This window comes from Mesorhizobium calcicola, assembly GCF_042682105.1.
GTDB classification, from domain to species: Bacteria; Pseudomonadota; Alphaproteobacteria; order Rhizobiales; family Rhizobiaceae; genus Mesorhizobium; species Mesorhizobium calcicola.
Window position 1 is genome coordinate 14,746 of sequence record NZ_JBHUGY010000039.1, and the last position, 13,187, is coordinate 27,932.

Sequence of the window (13,187 nt, forward strand, 5' to 3'; positions counted from 1 at the left end):
AAGGGCGCATCATGCATCGCCCAAATAGGATTTGATGGTCTCGATGAAACGCGGCACCGAGATCGGCTTGGAGATATAGGCCTCGCAACCACCCTGGCGGATGCGTTCCTCGTCGCCTTTCATCGCGAAGGCGGTGACCGCGATGACCGGGATGACGTGCAGTTCGTCGTCCTCCTTCAGCCATTTGGTCACCTCCAGCCCCGACACTTCAGGCAACTGGATATCCATCAGGATGAGATCCGGCCGGTGCTGGCGCGCCAGATCGAGCGCTTCAAGACCGTTGCGGGTGCGCACGGTCTCGTAACCGCTTGCTTCGATGAGGTCCCGAAAGAGCTTCATGTTGAGCTCATTGTCCTCGACGATCATGACCTTCTTCGGCATCGACATCCCGTCCCGGCCGTCCTTCCGCTCGAAGGCGACCGTCATGCGCCCGTCTCGAGACGCACCAAACCCTGCTTCACTCTACGGCAATATGATTGACGAAACGGAAATCCACCGTGCGAAAAGCTGCCTGGATTCCACCTCGGGCGCCGCTCTAATGGCTTGCCGCAAGCATCTCTTGCCATTACTGCGGAAGAGACTCATTCCACACACCGAAGGTAGTGATGGCAAACGCAGCGTCAATGCGCGAAGAAGCGGAATCGATTGCGGTGAAGGCCCTGGGCTTCGTCGCCTCCGATCCGGAGCTGTTGCCGCGCTTTCTGGCGATCACCGGCATCGAGGCGCATTCGATCCGCAAGGCTGCCAGCGAACCGGGATTCTTGGCCGGCGTGCTGCAGTTCATTCTCGCCCACGAACCGACGCTGATGCGCTTTGCCGAGCAAACCGGCACGCCGCCGGCTGCTGTCGGCAAGGCGTTGCGGGCGCTGCCGCTGGGCGACGACAACCATGAGCATTCCACATGAGCGATGATCCCGAAACCGCGCGACAGATCGAGGAACTGGCCGCCGACGACCGTCCGCTGCTGGTGCTCGACGTCGACGACGTCGTGCTCGAATTCATCCGCCCCTTCCCGAATTTCCTCAAGGCGCGCGGCTTCGGCCTGACGCTGGCTTCCTTCCGGCTGACCGGCAACATCGCCGAGACGGCGAGCGGTCGCCTGATCGAACAGCCCGAAGTCACGGCACTTCTGGGCGATTTCTTTGACGCCCAAGCCGACTGGCAGACCATTGCCGACGGCGCCGCGGACGCCCTGGCGGCACTGGGCGATCGCGCCGAGATCATTCTGCTGACGGCCATGCCGCACAAGCACCGTGCCGTGCGTCGCGCCCATCTCGATGCCCTTGGCCTGGGCTACCCGCTTCTGACCACTGAAATGGCCAAGGGACCGGCGGTGGCCAGGCTTCGCGGCAAGACCGGCCGGCCGTTGGTCTTCGTCGATGATCAGCCGCACAATCTGGCATCGGTGCGGGAATCCGTCGCCGACGCCGATCTCTTCCACCTGATGGCCGACAATTCGCTGCGCGCATTCCTGCCGCCGGTGCCGGACGACATCGTCGTCGTCCAGGACTGGCACGAAGCCGCGCCGCTGATCGCCAGATCGCTGGGGCTGTAGCCTTCAGGGGTTCAGCTTCGCTCCCGCCCCGCTATCATCCCCGCCGCTATCGTCTCCGCTGTCACCATCATCGACGCTGTCGTCCACCGCAGGATCGGCCGGCTTGAGCATGACGCCGTTGACCATGACCGAGCCGTCGGCCTTGGCGTTGACGACCCATTCGATGCGCCCATCGGGCAGCGTCTTGCCAAAACCCTTCACCATGAGAGCGGCAGGTACGTACTGCGCCACCTCCGGTTCCGACTTCGCCGCCGCCTGCAGGCCCTCGACAAGCTTGTCGAAGCCGGTGACGTCGACCGTCATGCTTGCCTCGGGCTTCTCGCCGGGGAAGGTCATCTCGCCTTCCAGTGCGATCTCCGTGTCCTTGTTCTTCACGGTGCTGTGGCCGAGGACGACCTTCGGCGTCTTGGCCAAGAAGTCAGCTTTGAGCTTGTCGCCGAAATCAGCCGACAGCGGCGGATTCTGATTGAGATCAAAGGCTTCGATCGCCTTCTTCGCCATGCTGTCGAGATCGATATTGGCGCCACCGAAGTTCAACTCGACATCGGTGGGCAGCAGCGCCACGCTCCAGCTTGGCAGAAGCTGTTGCGGCACGGTCAGCCCCGACGCCTTGATGCCATAGGTGATCTTGCCATTCTGGGCGACGCCATCGGATCCGAACGCGGTGCTGAGTTGCGCCGCGCCGAAATTGCCGACCGGGCTTTCCACAGCGAAATCCTTGAAACCGTAGGTTCCCTCGACATGCTCCCAAACCGGCAAGGCGGCGAGCAGAAGCGATTTGAGTTGCGCCTGGTTTGCCTTCAGCATCGCCTCGTCTTCATTGGCGACCGCAAATGCCAGGAGATCGAGCAACGGCTTTGTCCGTACGCCCTTGCCGCTGGCCTCGACCGACAGTTCCGGCGATTTGACGTTGACCGGGAATTTCAGCCCGCTCTCAGGGTCGTCGAAATTGATCGTTTCGACGAAGTTCGACACCTTCTGCGAGGTTGTGAAATCGACGCCGCCAGTCGCGGACTTGGTCGCGGCGATCGTCGCAGTGCCGGCGCCGGCGCTCGCCTCCATGTGCTGCTTGGCATCCTTCGATGCCATCGTCATGCCGGCCATCGAACTGGTGCCGCTGGTGAAGGCCGCCAGATTGGGGTCGTAGACGCCTGAACCCTTGCCGTCCTTGATCGAAAACTGCGTGCTTTGCAGACCCTCGGGCCCGTTGAACTCGAAGGAAGCGCTCTGCGAAAAATCCATCGAGACATCCCAGGATCCATCGCTGCGCGGCCTGACCATCAAGGCATAGGGCACAACGTCCAATTTCAGCAGCTTTTGATCGGGCAGCGATTCGGCAAGCGCCTTGAAATCAAATGCGATCTTGTAGGCGTCGCCTTCGAACGAAACCTTCAGAATGCCTTTGTCGAGCGCCTTTTTGCCGACATAGCGGGACAGGTCTTCGGACAATTGCTTCGCACCCTGGTTGTCGACGGTCTGGCCGAAAGCAGGCGCGCTCAACGCAACAAGGAAAACAAATGGCAGGGCACGGTTCACGCGAATTCTCCGTTTGACCTAATGCATGTCGCCCAAAAGTGGGCAGCGGCTTTGGAACAACGACATGCATAAAGCAAAAGCTTGAAGCGCGTCGACTGAATCCGTTTCCATGCGACGCACTGTAGAAGGAACGCTTCGTTCGTCTGGTATGAAATTACCGCTTCAACCGCAAGGTGAGATCAACAAAGTCATCCAAGCGGACAATCTCGATCAAAGCACCAGCCGCATCAACGGCCGGCCTGCCTTGCGCTCCACAAGCCGCTCGAAACCGGCCTTCTCGAAGACCCGCGACGAGCCGACGAACAGCCCGATCGAACGCGAATCCCGGGACAGGTCGATCGGGCAGGCTTCGACCTGCCGGGCGCCATTCTTGCGGGCGAAATCGATGCCACCTTCGACCAGGCGATGCGTGATGCCCCTGCCGCGCGCCTTGGTGCGGATGAAGAAGCAGGAGATCGCCCAGACGGCCGGATCCATGGCGTCGGCGGGATCGACGGGTGCCGACCCCCTGCCCTGATTGTTCCATTCGGGCACGTCGGCGCGTGGTCCGATCTGCATCCAGCCGACCGCCTTGCCGTCTTCGAATGCCAGCAGGCCGGGCGGCGGACCGGCTTCGATGCGCGCCTTGATATGGTCCTTGTTGCGTTCCCGGCTGCTCTCGCGGCGCACCGCCGGCGCCAGCCGGAAATGCGTGCACCAGCAGCCGTAGCAGGCGCCCTGCTTGCCGAAGAGGTCCTCGAAATCCGCCCAAAGCTCGGGCACCAGCGGCGCTATGGTCGTGCTCATGCGTTCTCCCCAGGCCAGCCTTGTCGCTGGCCTTGCACTGTCGTACCATTGCTTCTGTTCTCTTTATGTTCGCAGCGATGGCGGCCCCTGTCAACAATCCCGATCACGGTTTTTGCCGCGACTGCCTGACGTTTCAGCGCAGCGAGACGCGCCGCTGCGAATGCTGCGGCAGCCCGCGGCTTGCGCGCCATCCCGAGCTTTACCGTCTGCATCTGGCCCATATCGATTGCGACGCCTTCTATGCGGCGATCGAAAAGCGCGACAACCCGGCGCTCAAGGACAAGCCGCTGATCATCGGCGGCGGCAAGCGCGGCGTCGTCTCCACCGCATGCTACATCGCCCGCATCCAGGGCGTGCGCTCGGCAATGCCGATGTTCAAGGCGCTCGAAGCCTGTCCAGGGGCGGTCGTCATCAGCCCCAACATGGAGAAATATGTCCGCGTCGGCCGCGAGGTGCGCGCCATGATGCAGGCGCTGACGCCGCTGGTCGAGCCGCTGTCGATCGACGAGGCGTTTCTCGATCTCGCCGGCACCGAACGGCTGCACGGCCTGCCGCCGGCGGTGGTGCTGGCGCGCTTCGCGCTGGCGGTCGAGAAGGAGATCGGCATCACCGTTTCGGCAGGCCTGTCCTACTGCAAGTTCCTCGCCAAGATCGCGTCCGACTTCCGCAAGCCGCGCGGCTTCTCGGTCATAGGCGAGGCAGAGGCGGTCGGCTTTCTGGCGTCGCAGCCGGTGACAATGATCTGGGGTGTCGGCAAGGCGTTCAACGCCACGCTGGAGCGCGACGGCATCCGCACCATCGGTCAGCTGCAGCAGATGGATCGTGGCGACCTGATGCGCCGTTACGGCACGATGGGCGACCGGCTCTACCATCTTTCGCGCGGCGAGGACGTTCGCCGCGTCGATCCCGACCAGGACGCCAAAAGCGTATCGGCCGAAACCACCTTCGACACCGACATCGCTTCGCTCGATGAGCTGGTCGCGGTGCTGAGAGGGCTTTCGGAGAAGGTCTCCGCACGGTTGAAGAAATCCGGCATTGCCGGGCGCACCGTCGTGCTGAAGCTGAAGACCCAGGATTTCAAGCTGCGCACGCGCAACCGCCAGCTCGGCGACCCGACCCGGCTCGCCGACCGCATCTTTCAGACCGGGGTGGAACTTCTTCGCAAGGAAACCGACGGCACGAAATATCGGCTGCTCGGCATCGGCGTCAGCGACCTCTCGGACGACGACAAGGCCGACCCGCCCGATCTGGTCGACGTCCAGTCGCGCAAGCGCGCCATGGCCGAAGGCGCCATCGATGCCTTGCGCGACAGGTTCGGCCGCAAGGCGGTGGAAACCGGCTATACATTCGGCAAGGGCCGCGACGCCCACCCGCCGGAGCCGATCGAGGACTGAGACAGGTGGTCGAGGTTCAGGTGCGCTGCAGATCGATCCTGCTGGTCACCACGCTCTTGCCGGTCTTCGGGTCGGTGTCGATGACAGTCAGCCGCATGCCGTTCTCGCCTCGTTTCTCGACCTTCATCTGCGCGTTTCGGTCACCATTGACCTCCGTGGCCCAGCGGATGCCGAGATTGATTGCGTTGCCGGAGCGGCTGCCGTTGAGTTGCGCCGGCCCCGTGCGAGAGCCGACATAGGTGCCGCTGTATTTCGCACCGCTGGCCTTCAGGTCCGCGCTGATGGCGCGCGTCACCACAACCAGCCCGCGGCAATTGCCGTCCAGCGACAGCGAGGTCGACGTCGCGTTTGACTTAAACGTACAGGACACGTTCACCGTCGGCGCTTCGGTGGTGACCTTGACGATACCCTGGCCGGCGAAATTGCCCTTGAACGACTGCAGGAATTTGGCCTCGTCGGCATGGGCTGCGTTTGCCTCGACCAACAGACAGCCAGCAAGCGCGAATTGCGCGAACGATCTCATCGAAGCTCTCCCTGTTGATTTTGAAAAGGCAGGACGGCAAGCGAAGCACGGCAGATTATCGAGACTCAACGCCCCTTGCCGCATCAGGTTCCGCCCGCAACATGACAGTTTTGCAACGCAGCTGGCCCAGAAGAATGCAGCGTCTAGCGATTGCGGCAAAAGCCCCGGCCTGCGACATAGCGGGCATGGTACCTGCCCCCTCCATCCCCAAGGCCGCGTTCTGGATGGCGCTGTCGATCGCGTCATTCCTGGCGATGTCGGTCGCCGGCCGCGCCACGACAGCCGAGCTCAACGTCTTCCAGGTGCTGGAACTGCGCTCGGTGATCGGCTTTTTCATCCTTCTGCCGCTGGTGATGATGAGCGGCGGCTTTGCCGCCATGCGCACGCAGCGCCCGGTCGCCCATATCGCCCGCAACGTCATCCACTACACCGGCCAGGCGGCATGGCTCTACGCGCTGACGCTGATCCCGCTGGCCGTGCTGATCTCGATCGAATTCACCACACCGATCTGGACCGCGATCCTGGCGGTGACCTTTCTGGGCGAAAGGCTCTCCCGGCCAAGGCTTGCGGCGATCGTACTGGGACTGATCGGCGTGGTGATCATCGTGCGCCCCGGCGTCGGCTCGGTCGATCCGGGGCACCTCGTCGTGCTGGGTGCCGCCGTCTGCTTCGGCATCTCGGTGGTCATGGTCAAGTCGCTGACACGGACGGACAGTGTCGTGCGCATCATCTTCTGGATGTTGATCATCCAGTCGGCACTCGGCCTCATCCCGGCGCTCTATGAGTGGCGCAACCCGCCGCTGGCGCTGTGGCCATGGATCGTGCTGATCGCCTTCACCGGCATGTCGTCGCATTTCTGCATGGCCCGCGCGCTTGCCTATGCCGACGCCACCGTCATTTCGCCGATGGATTTCCTGCGCGTGCCGCTGTCGGCGCTGATCGGCTGGCTACTCTATCAGGAGCAGATCGACGCCTTCACCGCCGGCGGCGCGCTGCTGATCCTGATGGGCAATTTGCTCAATCTTCAGCGAAAAGCGCCACAACCGGCGAAGATCGCCGCGTCATAGACCATGATCCAGTCCGCTGGAGATTGAGTCTGCGAAAATTTCGTGCCCTGATTAGATCTTGTCGCCAAGGCGGGATGAGCCGCTCCTGGAAACAGAGAGCAAGCGTGAGATGGTGCAACGATGCCTCTTATGATCGTCGCTGTTTTACTGATGTCGACGCTGGTGGCCACCAGCAAAGCGGAAGCCGAAGCGGGGACGCATCTTCTCGAGTCGGATAGCCCTATGGCTTCCTCCTATGGCCCGACTGTTGTGGCCGACTATTCCGCGTCCATGGCGCGTTATCGAACAAGCCTGCGCGCGCATTCCGGGACCGGTGGCCTTGTCGGCGATTTCGTTTCCTCGTTGCGCATTCCCTGGACCTGGCGTTCCGATGACGGAAGCACGGTTCGGCGCGTGGGCAACAGCCTGTTCTTGCTCACCGAGGGCGATTGCCTGAGCCGAATGTGCCGCGAGATACCTTGTCAACAGACGGAGTGGCCCGTGTTCGACTGCCGCGATGGTCATAAGCGCAAGATGGCGGCTCCCGGCCTGACGGGCATCAGCTTCGGCGGCGTCAACTACAGCCAGATAGGTGGTCCGCAGTTTTGAGCCTTCGGATCGGGGCTAAATTCGCCCGCCACGCGGTCACACCAGCTCCACTTCGACCACGCCGGGCACGGCACGCATCGCCGAGGCGATCTGCGGCGAGATCCGGTAGCGATTGGGCAGCTCGATCTCGATTTCTCCCGCGCCATCTTCCTTGATCAGCACGAAGCTGACCTGGCCTTCGCCCCTCACAGAAAGCTGGCCGGCCAGCGTGCCGATCGGCGCTGCGTTGCGCACGAAAATGCGCAGCGCCTTCTGGATGCGGCTTGCCTCGTCCTCCAGCGATTGTACCGAGTTGATGCGCAAATTGACGCCTTCCGGCCTGTCCTCGGCCGCAACGGTGATGACGACGGAGCGGCCGGGCTCGAGCAGGTCGCGATACTGCGCCAGTCCTTCGGAAAACAGCACGGCTTCATATTGGCCGGATGTATCGGAAAAGGCGACGACGCCCATCTTGTTGCCGGTGCGCGTCTTGCGCTCCTGCTTGGTGGTGACGGTGCCGGCGAGCCGGCCGGCGGCGGCACCGCGCTTGACCGCCGCTGAAAACTCGGCCCAGTTCTGCACCCGCATCTTCTGCAGGGCCGCCTTGTACTCGTCGAGCGGATGGGCGGAGAGGTAGAAGCCCACCACCTGGAATTCACGGTGCAGCCGGTCGGCGGCGAGCCACGGGTCCGTCGCCGGCAGGTTGAGCGCCTGCGACTGGGCGCCGAGCGAAGCGCCAAAGATATCGTGCTGGCCGGAGACCGCGTTCTGCTGCGCCAGGGACGCCAGACCCATCATCCGCTCCACCCCTGCCATCATGGAAGCACGGTCATGGCCGAAGCAGTCGAGCGCACCGGCCATGATCAGGCTTTCGAAGACGCGCTTGCCGACAATCTTGGGATCGACCCTTTCGCAGAAATCGGCGAGGTTCTTGAACGGCTTTTCGCCGCGCTGGGCAACGATGTGCTCGACCGCCGCGTCGCCGACGCCCTTCAGCGCTGCCAGCGAATAGTAGATGCGGTTCTCGCCAACCTCGAAAGCGCGGAAGCTCGTCATCACCGACGGCACCACCACCTCGATGCCGAGACGCAGCGCGTCCTGGCGGAAATCGGCGAGCTTGTCGGTGTTGCCCATGTCGAGCGTCATCGACGCCGCCAGGAACTCGACCGGATAATGCGCCTTGAGATAGGCGGTCTGGTAGGAGACCACCGCGTAGGCGGCTGCATGCGACTTGTTGAAACCATAGTCGGCGAACTTGGCCAGCAGGTCGAAAATGAAGTCGGCTTGCGGCTTGCCGACACCGCGCTCGACCGCGCCGGAGACGAAGCGCTCGCGCTGCTTGTCCATCTCGGCGCGGATCTTCTTGCCCATGGCGCGACGCAGAAGGTCGGCTTCGCCGAGCGAATAACCGGCAAGCTCCTGCGCGATCTGCATGACCTGTTCCTGGTAGACGATGACGCCTTGCGTCTCCTTCACCAGATGGTCGATCTTGGGATGGATCGACGCCATCTCCTCCTCGCCATGCTTTCGGGCGTTGTAGGTCGGGATGTTCTCCATCGGCCCCGGCCGGTACAGCGCCACCAGGGCGATGATGTCCTCGATGCAGTCGGGCCGCATGCCGATCAGCGCCTTGCGCATGCCGGCACTTTCCACCTGGAACACGCCGACCACTTCGCCACGCGACAGCATCGCATAGGTCTCGGGATCGTCGAGCGGGATCGTCGCCAGGTCGATCTCGATGCCGCGGCGGCGGATCAGCTTGACCGCGGTTTCCAGTGTGGTCAGCGTCTTCAGGCCGAGGAAGTCGAACTTCACCAGTCCGGCCTGCTCGACATACTTCATGTTGAACTGGGTGACCGGCATGTCCGAGCGCGGATCGCGGTACATCGGCACCAGCTCCGACAGCGGCCGGTCACCGATGACGATGCCGGCGGCGTGCGTCGAAGCATGGCGGTAGAGGCCCTCCAGCTTCTGCGCCATGTCGAGCAGCGTCTGGACGATCGGCTCCTTCTCGGCCTCTTCGGCAAAGCGCGGCTCGTTGGCGATGGCGTCGGCGAGCTTGACCGGATTGGCCGGGTTCTGCGGCACCATCTTGGAGAGCTTGTCGACCTGGCCGTAGGGCATCTGCAGAACGCGGCCGACGTCGCGCAGCACGGCGCGGGCCTGCAGCGTACCGAAGGTGATGATCTGGCCGACCTGGTCGCGACCGTATTTCTGCTGGACGTAGCGGATCACCTCCTCGCGGCGATCCTGGCAGAAGTCGATATCGAAGTCGGGCATCGACACGCGGTCGGGGTTGAGGAAGCGCTCGAACAGCAAGGAGAAGCGCAACGGATCGATGTCGGTGATGGTCGTCGAATAGGCGACCAGCGACCCGGCGCCCGAACCCCGGCCCGGCCCGACCGGAATGCCTTGCGCCTTGGCCCATTTGATGAAGTCGGCAACGATCAGGAAGTAGCCGGGAAACTTCATCTTGGTGATGATGCCAAGCTCGAAATTCAACCGCTCGCGATATTGCTCGACCGTGTAGCCTGGTGTCGGACCGTGCGCGGCCAGCCGCGCCTCGAGACCCTCATGCGCCTGCCGCGCCAGTTCATCGGCTTCCGCCTGCACGGCGGCGTCATTGTCGGCGACGTCACCGCCCGTGAAGCGCGGCAGGATCGGGTTGCGGTTCTTCGGATAGTAGGAGCAGCGCAGCGCGATCTCGACGGTGTTGTCGATCGCTTCCGGCAGGTCGGCAAACAGCCTGGCCATATCGGCCTGGCTGCGCAGGAAATTGTCCGGTGACAGCCGGCGGCGGTTGTCGACGGCGACGACCGAACCCTCGGCGATGGCGATCAGCGCGTCATGCGCGTCATAATCGTCGCGCGCAGAGAAGAACGCCTCGTTGGTGGCGACCAGCGGCAGTTCGTGGGCATAGGCGAGATCGATCGAGGATTTCTCGATCATTCGATCATAACCCGAAACCCGATCCAGCTCGACATAGAGCCGGTCCCCGAACATCGTCTTGAGGGTCAAAAGCCGTGCCTCGGCAAGATCTCTACGATCTTCCTTGAGCGCAATGCCGATCGGGCCGCGCGGCCCACCGCTGAGGCAGATCAGCCCGTCGCAATAGCCTGCCATCATGTCGGTGGTCAGGTGCACCGCTTCGCCTGGCGGCGTTTCCAGGTAGACGCGGCTGACCAGCCTGACCAGGTTGGAATAGCCGGCCTCGGTCGCCGCGATCAGGATGACCGGCCGCATGTCCGGGCCTTGCCGCCGGCGGTCGCGCTGGCCATCGCTGTTCTCGCCGGAAAAGGCGAGCGAGATCTGGCAACCGATGATCGGCTGGATGCCGTCCTTGACCGCCTTCTGCGCGAATTCCAGTGCGCCGAACAAATTGTTGGTGTCGGTAACGGCAATCGCCGGGGCCTCGTCCTTGACCGCGTGGGCCACCACCTTGCCGATCTGCAAGGCGCCCTCCAGCAGCGAATAGGCCGAATGCACGCGCAGATGGACGAAGGGCCTCGCCGGCGCCTCCGGCCGCGCGGCCGCTATCGCGGCTTCGCGCATCAGGGGATCGCGGGGAAGTCTGTCGTCTGCCATGGTTTTTCGCGCTGCCCGAAGGACTTGAGTCGATGGAGATGTATTGTCCGGGACCGCGCGATACCAGTCCAGCACAAACGACCGCTGACCACAGGCTTGCCGTCCCTGCCCCGGCTCGCTTAAACGAATTCCATGATCACCGCATCGACAGCCAGGCTGTCACCCGGCTTGGCGTTGAGTTTTGCCACGACAAGATCGCGTTCGGCACGCAGCACGTTTTCCATCTTCATCGCCTCGACGACGGCCAATGTCTCGCCGGTCTTGACCTCCTGGCCCTCGGTGACGGCAATCGACACGACAAGGCCAGGCATCGGACACAGCAGCAGTTTCGACGTGTCCGGTGCCACCTTCTCCGGCATCAGCCTTTCCAGTTCGGCAATGCGCGGCAGCATGGCGCGCGCGGTCACCGACACGCCCTTCCAGGCAATGCGAAAGCCGTTGGCAACAGGCCTGACCTGGGCGGCGACCTTGCGTTGACCGACCGTGCCGCGCCAGATCAGGTCGCCCGGCCGCCAGTCGGAGGCAACGGTCAGCGCCTTGCCGCCCTCGATCGACAGATCGATTTCCATCGGGATGGAAATCATGCCCTCGAGGACGGACGCCGACAAATAGTCTTCACCGATCTTCACCACCCAGTCGCGCTTCAGCGCTCCCGAATGCGGCGCCAGCCGCCCGCCCAGCCTGTCGAGCCGGTCGCGGCGTAGCAGTTCCACCGCGGTCGCAATCGATGCCAGCACGGCTTTGTCATCGTCGTTTGGTATGACAGGCGCAAAACCGTCGGGGTATTCCTCCGCGATGAAACCGGTCGATATCAGCCCTTCCCGCCAGCGCGGATGCTGCATCAGGGCAGCGAGGAACGGAATGTTGTGCTCGATGCCGTCGACGATAAAGCTGTCGAGCGCTTCCGACATGGCATCGATGGCTGCGAGCCGCGTCGGCGCCCAGGTGCACAGCTTGGCGAGCATCGGATCGTAGAACATCGAAATCTCGGAGCCTTCGGTGACGCCGGTGTCGTTGCGGATGACGACATCGCCGAATTGTCCTTCCTCAGGCGGCCGGTAGCGCGTCAGCCGGCCGATCGATGGCAGGAAATTGCGGTACGGATCCTCGGCGTAGAGCCGGCTTTCCACCGCCCAGCCGTTGAGCTTCACATCGCTTTGCTTCAAGGCGAGCTTTTCGCCGGCGGCGACGCGGATCATCTGCTCGACCAGATCGATGCCGGTGACGAGCTCCGTCACCGGGTGCTCGACCTGCAATCGTGTATTCATTTCAAGGAAATAGAAGTTCCTGTCCTTGTCGACGATGAACTCGACCGTGCCGGCGCTCTGGTAGTCCACCGCCCTGGCCAGCGCCACCGACTGCTCGCCCATGGCCTTGCGCGTCCTGGCGTCGAGAAACGGCGACGGCGCCTCCTCGGCAACCTTTTGGTTGCGGCGCTGGATCGAGCATTCGCGCTCGCCGAGATAGAGCGCGTTGCCATGCGCATCGGCCAGCACCTGGATCTCGATATGGCGCGGATCGACGACGAACTTCTCGATGAAGACGCGGTCGTCGCCGAACGAACTCTTGGCTTCCGAGCGTGCCCGGTCGAAGCCGTCGCGCACTTCCGGCTGGCTCCAGGCGATGCGCATGCCCTTGCCGCCGCCACCGGCCGAGGCCTTGATCATCACGGGATAACCGATCTCGCCGGCGATCTTTTCGGCATGGTCGGCATTCTCGATGACGCCGAGCCAGCCGGGCACGGTGGAAACCTTGGCGGCATTGGCGAACTTCTTCGATTCGATCTTGTCGCCCATCGCCCTGATCGCCTTGGGCTTCGGGCCGATGAAGACGATGCCTTCCGCCTCCAGCGCCTCGCAGAAGGCAGCCCGCTCGGACAGGAAGCCGTAGCCGGGATGCACGGCCTGCGCACCCGTCGCCTTGCAGGCGGCAATGATCTTCTCCGGCACGAGGTAGCTCTGCGCAGCCGGCGACGGCCCGATATGCACCGCCTCGTCGGCCATCTCGACATGCACTGCATCGCGATCGGCGTCGGAATAGACCGCGACCGTGGCGATGCCCATCTTGCGCGCCGTCCTGATGACACGGCAGGCAATCTCGCCGCGATTGGCGATCAGGATCTTGGTGAACATGCTGAAGTCATCCCTCGGGTCGGCCGTTCCTTTTATGGCCTG

Annotated in this window: 11 protein-coding genes; 5 read left to right on the forward strand and 6 right to left on the reverse strand. The window is 63.2% G+C overall.

Features of this window, described 5'->3' with window-relative positions; genetic code table 11:
* Positions 1-9: 9 nt before the first annotated feature.
* The gene (locus ACFSQT_RS25920) at positions 10-426 is read right to left on the reverse strand and encodes a response regulator (protein WP_379023485.1); all 417 of its coding nucleotides are present in this window, start codon (positions 424-426) and stop codon (positions 10-12) included.
* A gap of 179 nt (positions 427-605) precedes the next feature.
* Between ACFSQT_RS25920 and ACFSQT_RS25925 the strand changes: the two genes are divergently transcribed.
* On the forward strand, positions 606-905 hold the full coding sequence (locus tag ACFSQT_RS25925) for a DUF3572 domain-containing protein (protein ID WP_379023487.1): 300 nt from the start codon (positions 606-608) through the stop codon (positions 903-905).
* Positions 902-1,555, forward strand: a complete 654-nt coding sequence (locus ACFSQT_RS25930; RefSeq protein WP_379023489.1) for a hypothetical protein — start codon at positions 902-904, stop codon at positions 1,553-1,555. The genes ACFSQT_RS25925 and ACFSQT_RS25930 overlap by 4 nt, the downstream gene beginning before the upstream one ends.
* A gap of 3 nt (positions 1,556-1,558) precedes the next feature.
* Here ACFSQT_RS25930 and ACFSQT_RS25935 read toward each other — a convergent pair whose 3' ends face one another.
* Both ACFSQT_RS25935 and ACFSQT_RS25940 read right to left on the reverse strand, forming a co-directional pair.
* On the reverse strand, positions 1,559-3,091 hold the full coding sequence (locus tag ACFSQT_RS25935; protein ID WP_379023491.1) for an uL18 family ribosomal protein: 1,533 nt from the start codon (positions 3,089-3,091) through the stop codon (positions 1,559-1,561).
* Between the two features lie 210 nt (positions 3,092-3,301).
* Positions 3,302-3,877, reverse strand: coding sequence for a GNAT family N-acetyltransferase (locus tag ACFSQT_RS25940; RefSeq protein ID WP_379023493.1), 576 nt, complete (start codon positions 3,875-3,877; stop codon positions 3,302-3,304).
* 65 nt (positions 3,878-3,942) lie between these two features.
* Between ACFSQT_RS25940 and ACFSQT_RS25945 the strand changes: the two genes are divergently transcribed.
* Entirely contained in the window at positions 3,943-5,271 is a 1,329-nt protein-coding gene (locus tag ACFSQT_RS25945; protein ID WP_379023495.1) for a DNA polymerase IV, read from the forward strand.
* A gap of 16 nt (positions 5,272-5,287) precedes the next feature.
* Here the strand turns inward: ACFSQT_RS25945 and ACFSQT_RS25950 are convergent, their stop codons facing one another.
* Positions 5,288-5,794 (reverse strand): hypothetical protein, encoded by a 507-nt coding sequence (locus ACFSQT_RS25950; RefSeq protein WP_379023497.1) that lies wholly within the window; start codon positions 5,792-5,794, stop codon positions 5,288-5,290.
* Positions 5,795-5,979: 185 nt separating this feature from the next.
* Here ACFSQT_RS25950 and ACFSQT_RS25955 point away from each other — a divergent pair, with 185 nt between their 5' ends.
* Together ACFSQT_RS25955 and ACFSQT_RS25960 are read left to right on the forward strand one after the other, a co-directional pair.
* The gene (locus ACFSQT_RS25955) at positions 5,980-6,861 is read left to right on the forward strand and encodes a DMT family transporter (protein WP_379023499.1); all 882 of its coding nucleotides are present in this window, start codon (positions 5,980-5,982) and stop codon (positions 6,859-6,861) included.
* A gap of 129 nt (positions 6,862-6,990) precedes the next feature.
* Positions 6,991-7,449: a hypothetical protein gene (locus tag ACFSQT_RS25960; protein ID WP_379023501.1), complete on the forward strand. Its 459-nt coding sequence runs from the start codon at positions 6,991-6,993 to the stop codon at positions 7,447-7,449.
* Between the two features lie 36 nt (positions 7,450-7,485).
* Here the strand turns inward: ACFSQT_RS25960 and dnaE are convergent, their stop codons facing one another.
* Positions 7,486-10,980 (reverse strand): DNA polymerase III subunit alpha, encoded by a 3,495-nt coding sequence (gene dnaE / locus ACFSQT_RS25965; RefSeq protein ID WP_379023633.1) that lies wholly within the window; start codon positions 10,978-10,980, stop codon positions 7,486-7,488.
* 152 nt (positions 10,981-11,132) lie between these two features.
* Positions 11,133-13,145 (reverse strand): acetyl-CoA carboxylase biotin carboxylase subunit, encoded by a 2,013-nt coding sequence (locus ACFSQT_RS25970; protein ID WP_379023503.1) that lies wholly within the window; start codon positions 13,143-13,145, stop codon positions 11,133-11,135.
* Positions 13,146-13,187 lie beyond the last annotated feature (42 nt).

Excerpts from the sequence above, each read along its gene's own strand:
- ACFSQT_RS25970 (WP_379023503.1), bottom strand. The coding sequence starts at position 13,145 with ATGTTCACCAAGATCCTGATCGCCAATCGCGGCGAGATTGCCTGCCGT.
- ACFSQT_RS25930 (WP_379023489.1), top strand. The coding sequence starts at position 902 with ATGAGCGATGATCCCGAAACCGCGCGACAGATCGAGGAACTGGCCGCC.
- ACFSQT_RS25955 (WP_379023499.1), top strand. The coding sequence starts at position 5,980 with ATGGTACCTGCCCCCTCCATCCCCAAGGCCGCGTTCTGGATGGCGCTG.
- ACFSQT_RS25945 (WP_379023495.1), top strand. The coding sequence starts at position 3,943 with ATGTTCGCAGCGATGGCGGCCCCTGTCAACAATCCCGATCACGGTTTT.
- dnaE (WP_379023633.1), bottom strand. The coding sequence starts at position 10,980 with ATGCGCGAAGCCGCGATAGCGGCCGCGCGGCCGGAGGCGCCGGCGAGG.
- ACFSQT_RS25950 (WP_379023497.1), bottom strand. The coding sequence starts at position 5,794 with ATGAGATCGTTCGCGCAATTCGCGCTTGCTGGCTGTCTGTTGGTCGAG.
- ACFSQT_RS25960 (WP_379023501.1), top strand. The coding sequence starts at position 6,991 with ATGATCGTCGCTGTTTTACTGATGTCGACGCTGGTGGCCACCAGCAAA.
- ACFSQT_RS25925 (WP_379023487.1), top strand. The coding sequence starts at position 606 with ATGGCAAACGCAGCGTCAATGCGCGAAGAAGCGGAATCGATTGCGGTG.
- ACFSQT_RS25940 (WP_379023493.1), bottom strand. The coding sequence starts at position 3,877 with ATGAGCACGACCATAGCGCCGCTGGTGCCCGAGCTTTGGGCGGATTTC.
- ACFSQT_RS25920 (WP_379023485.1), bottom strand. The coding sequence starts at position 426 with ATGACGGTCGCCTTCGAGCGGAAGGACGGCCGGGACGGGATGTCGATG.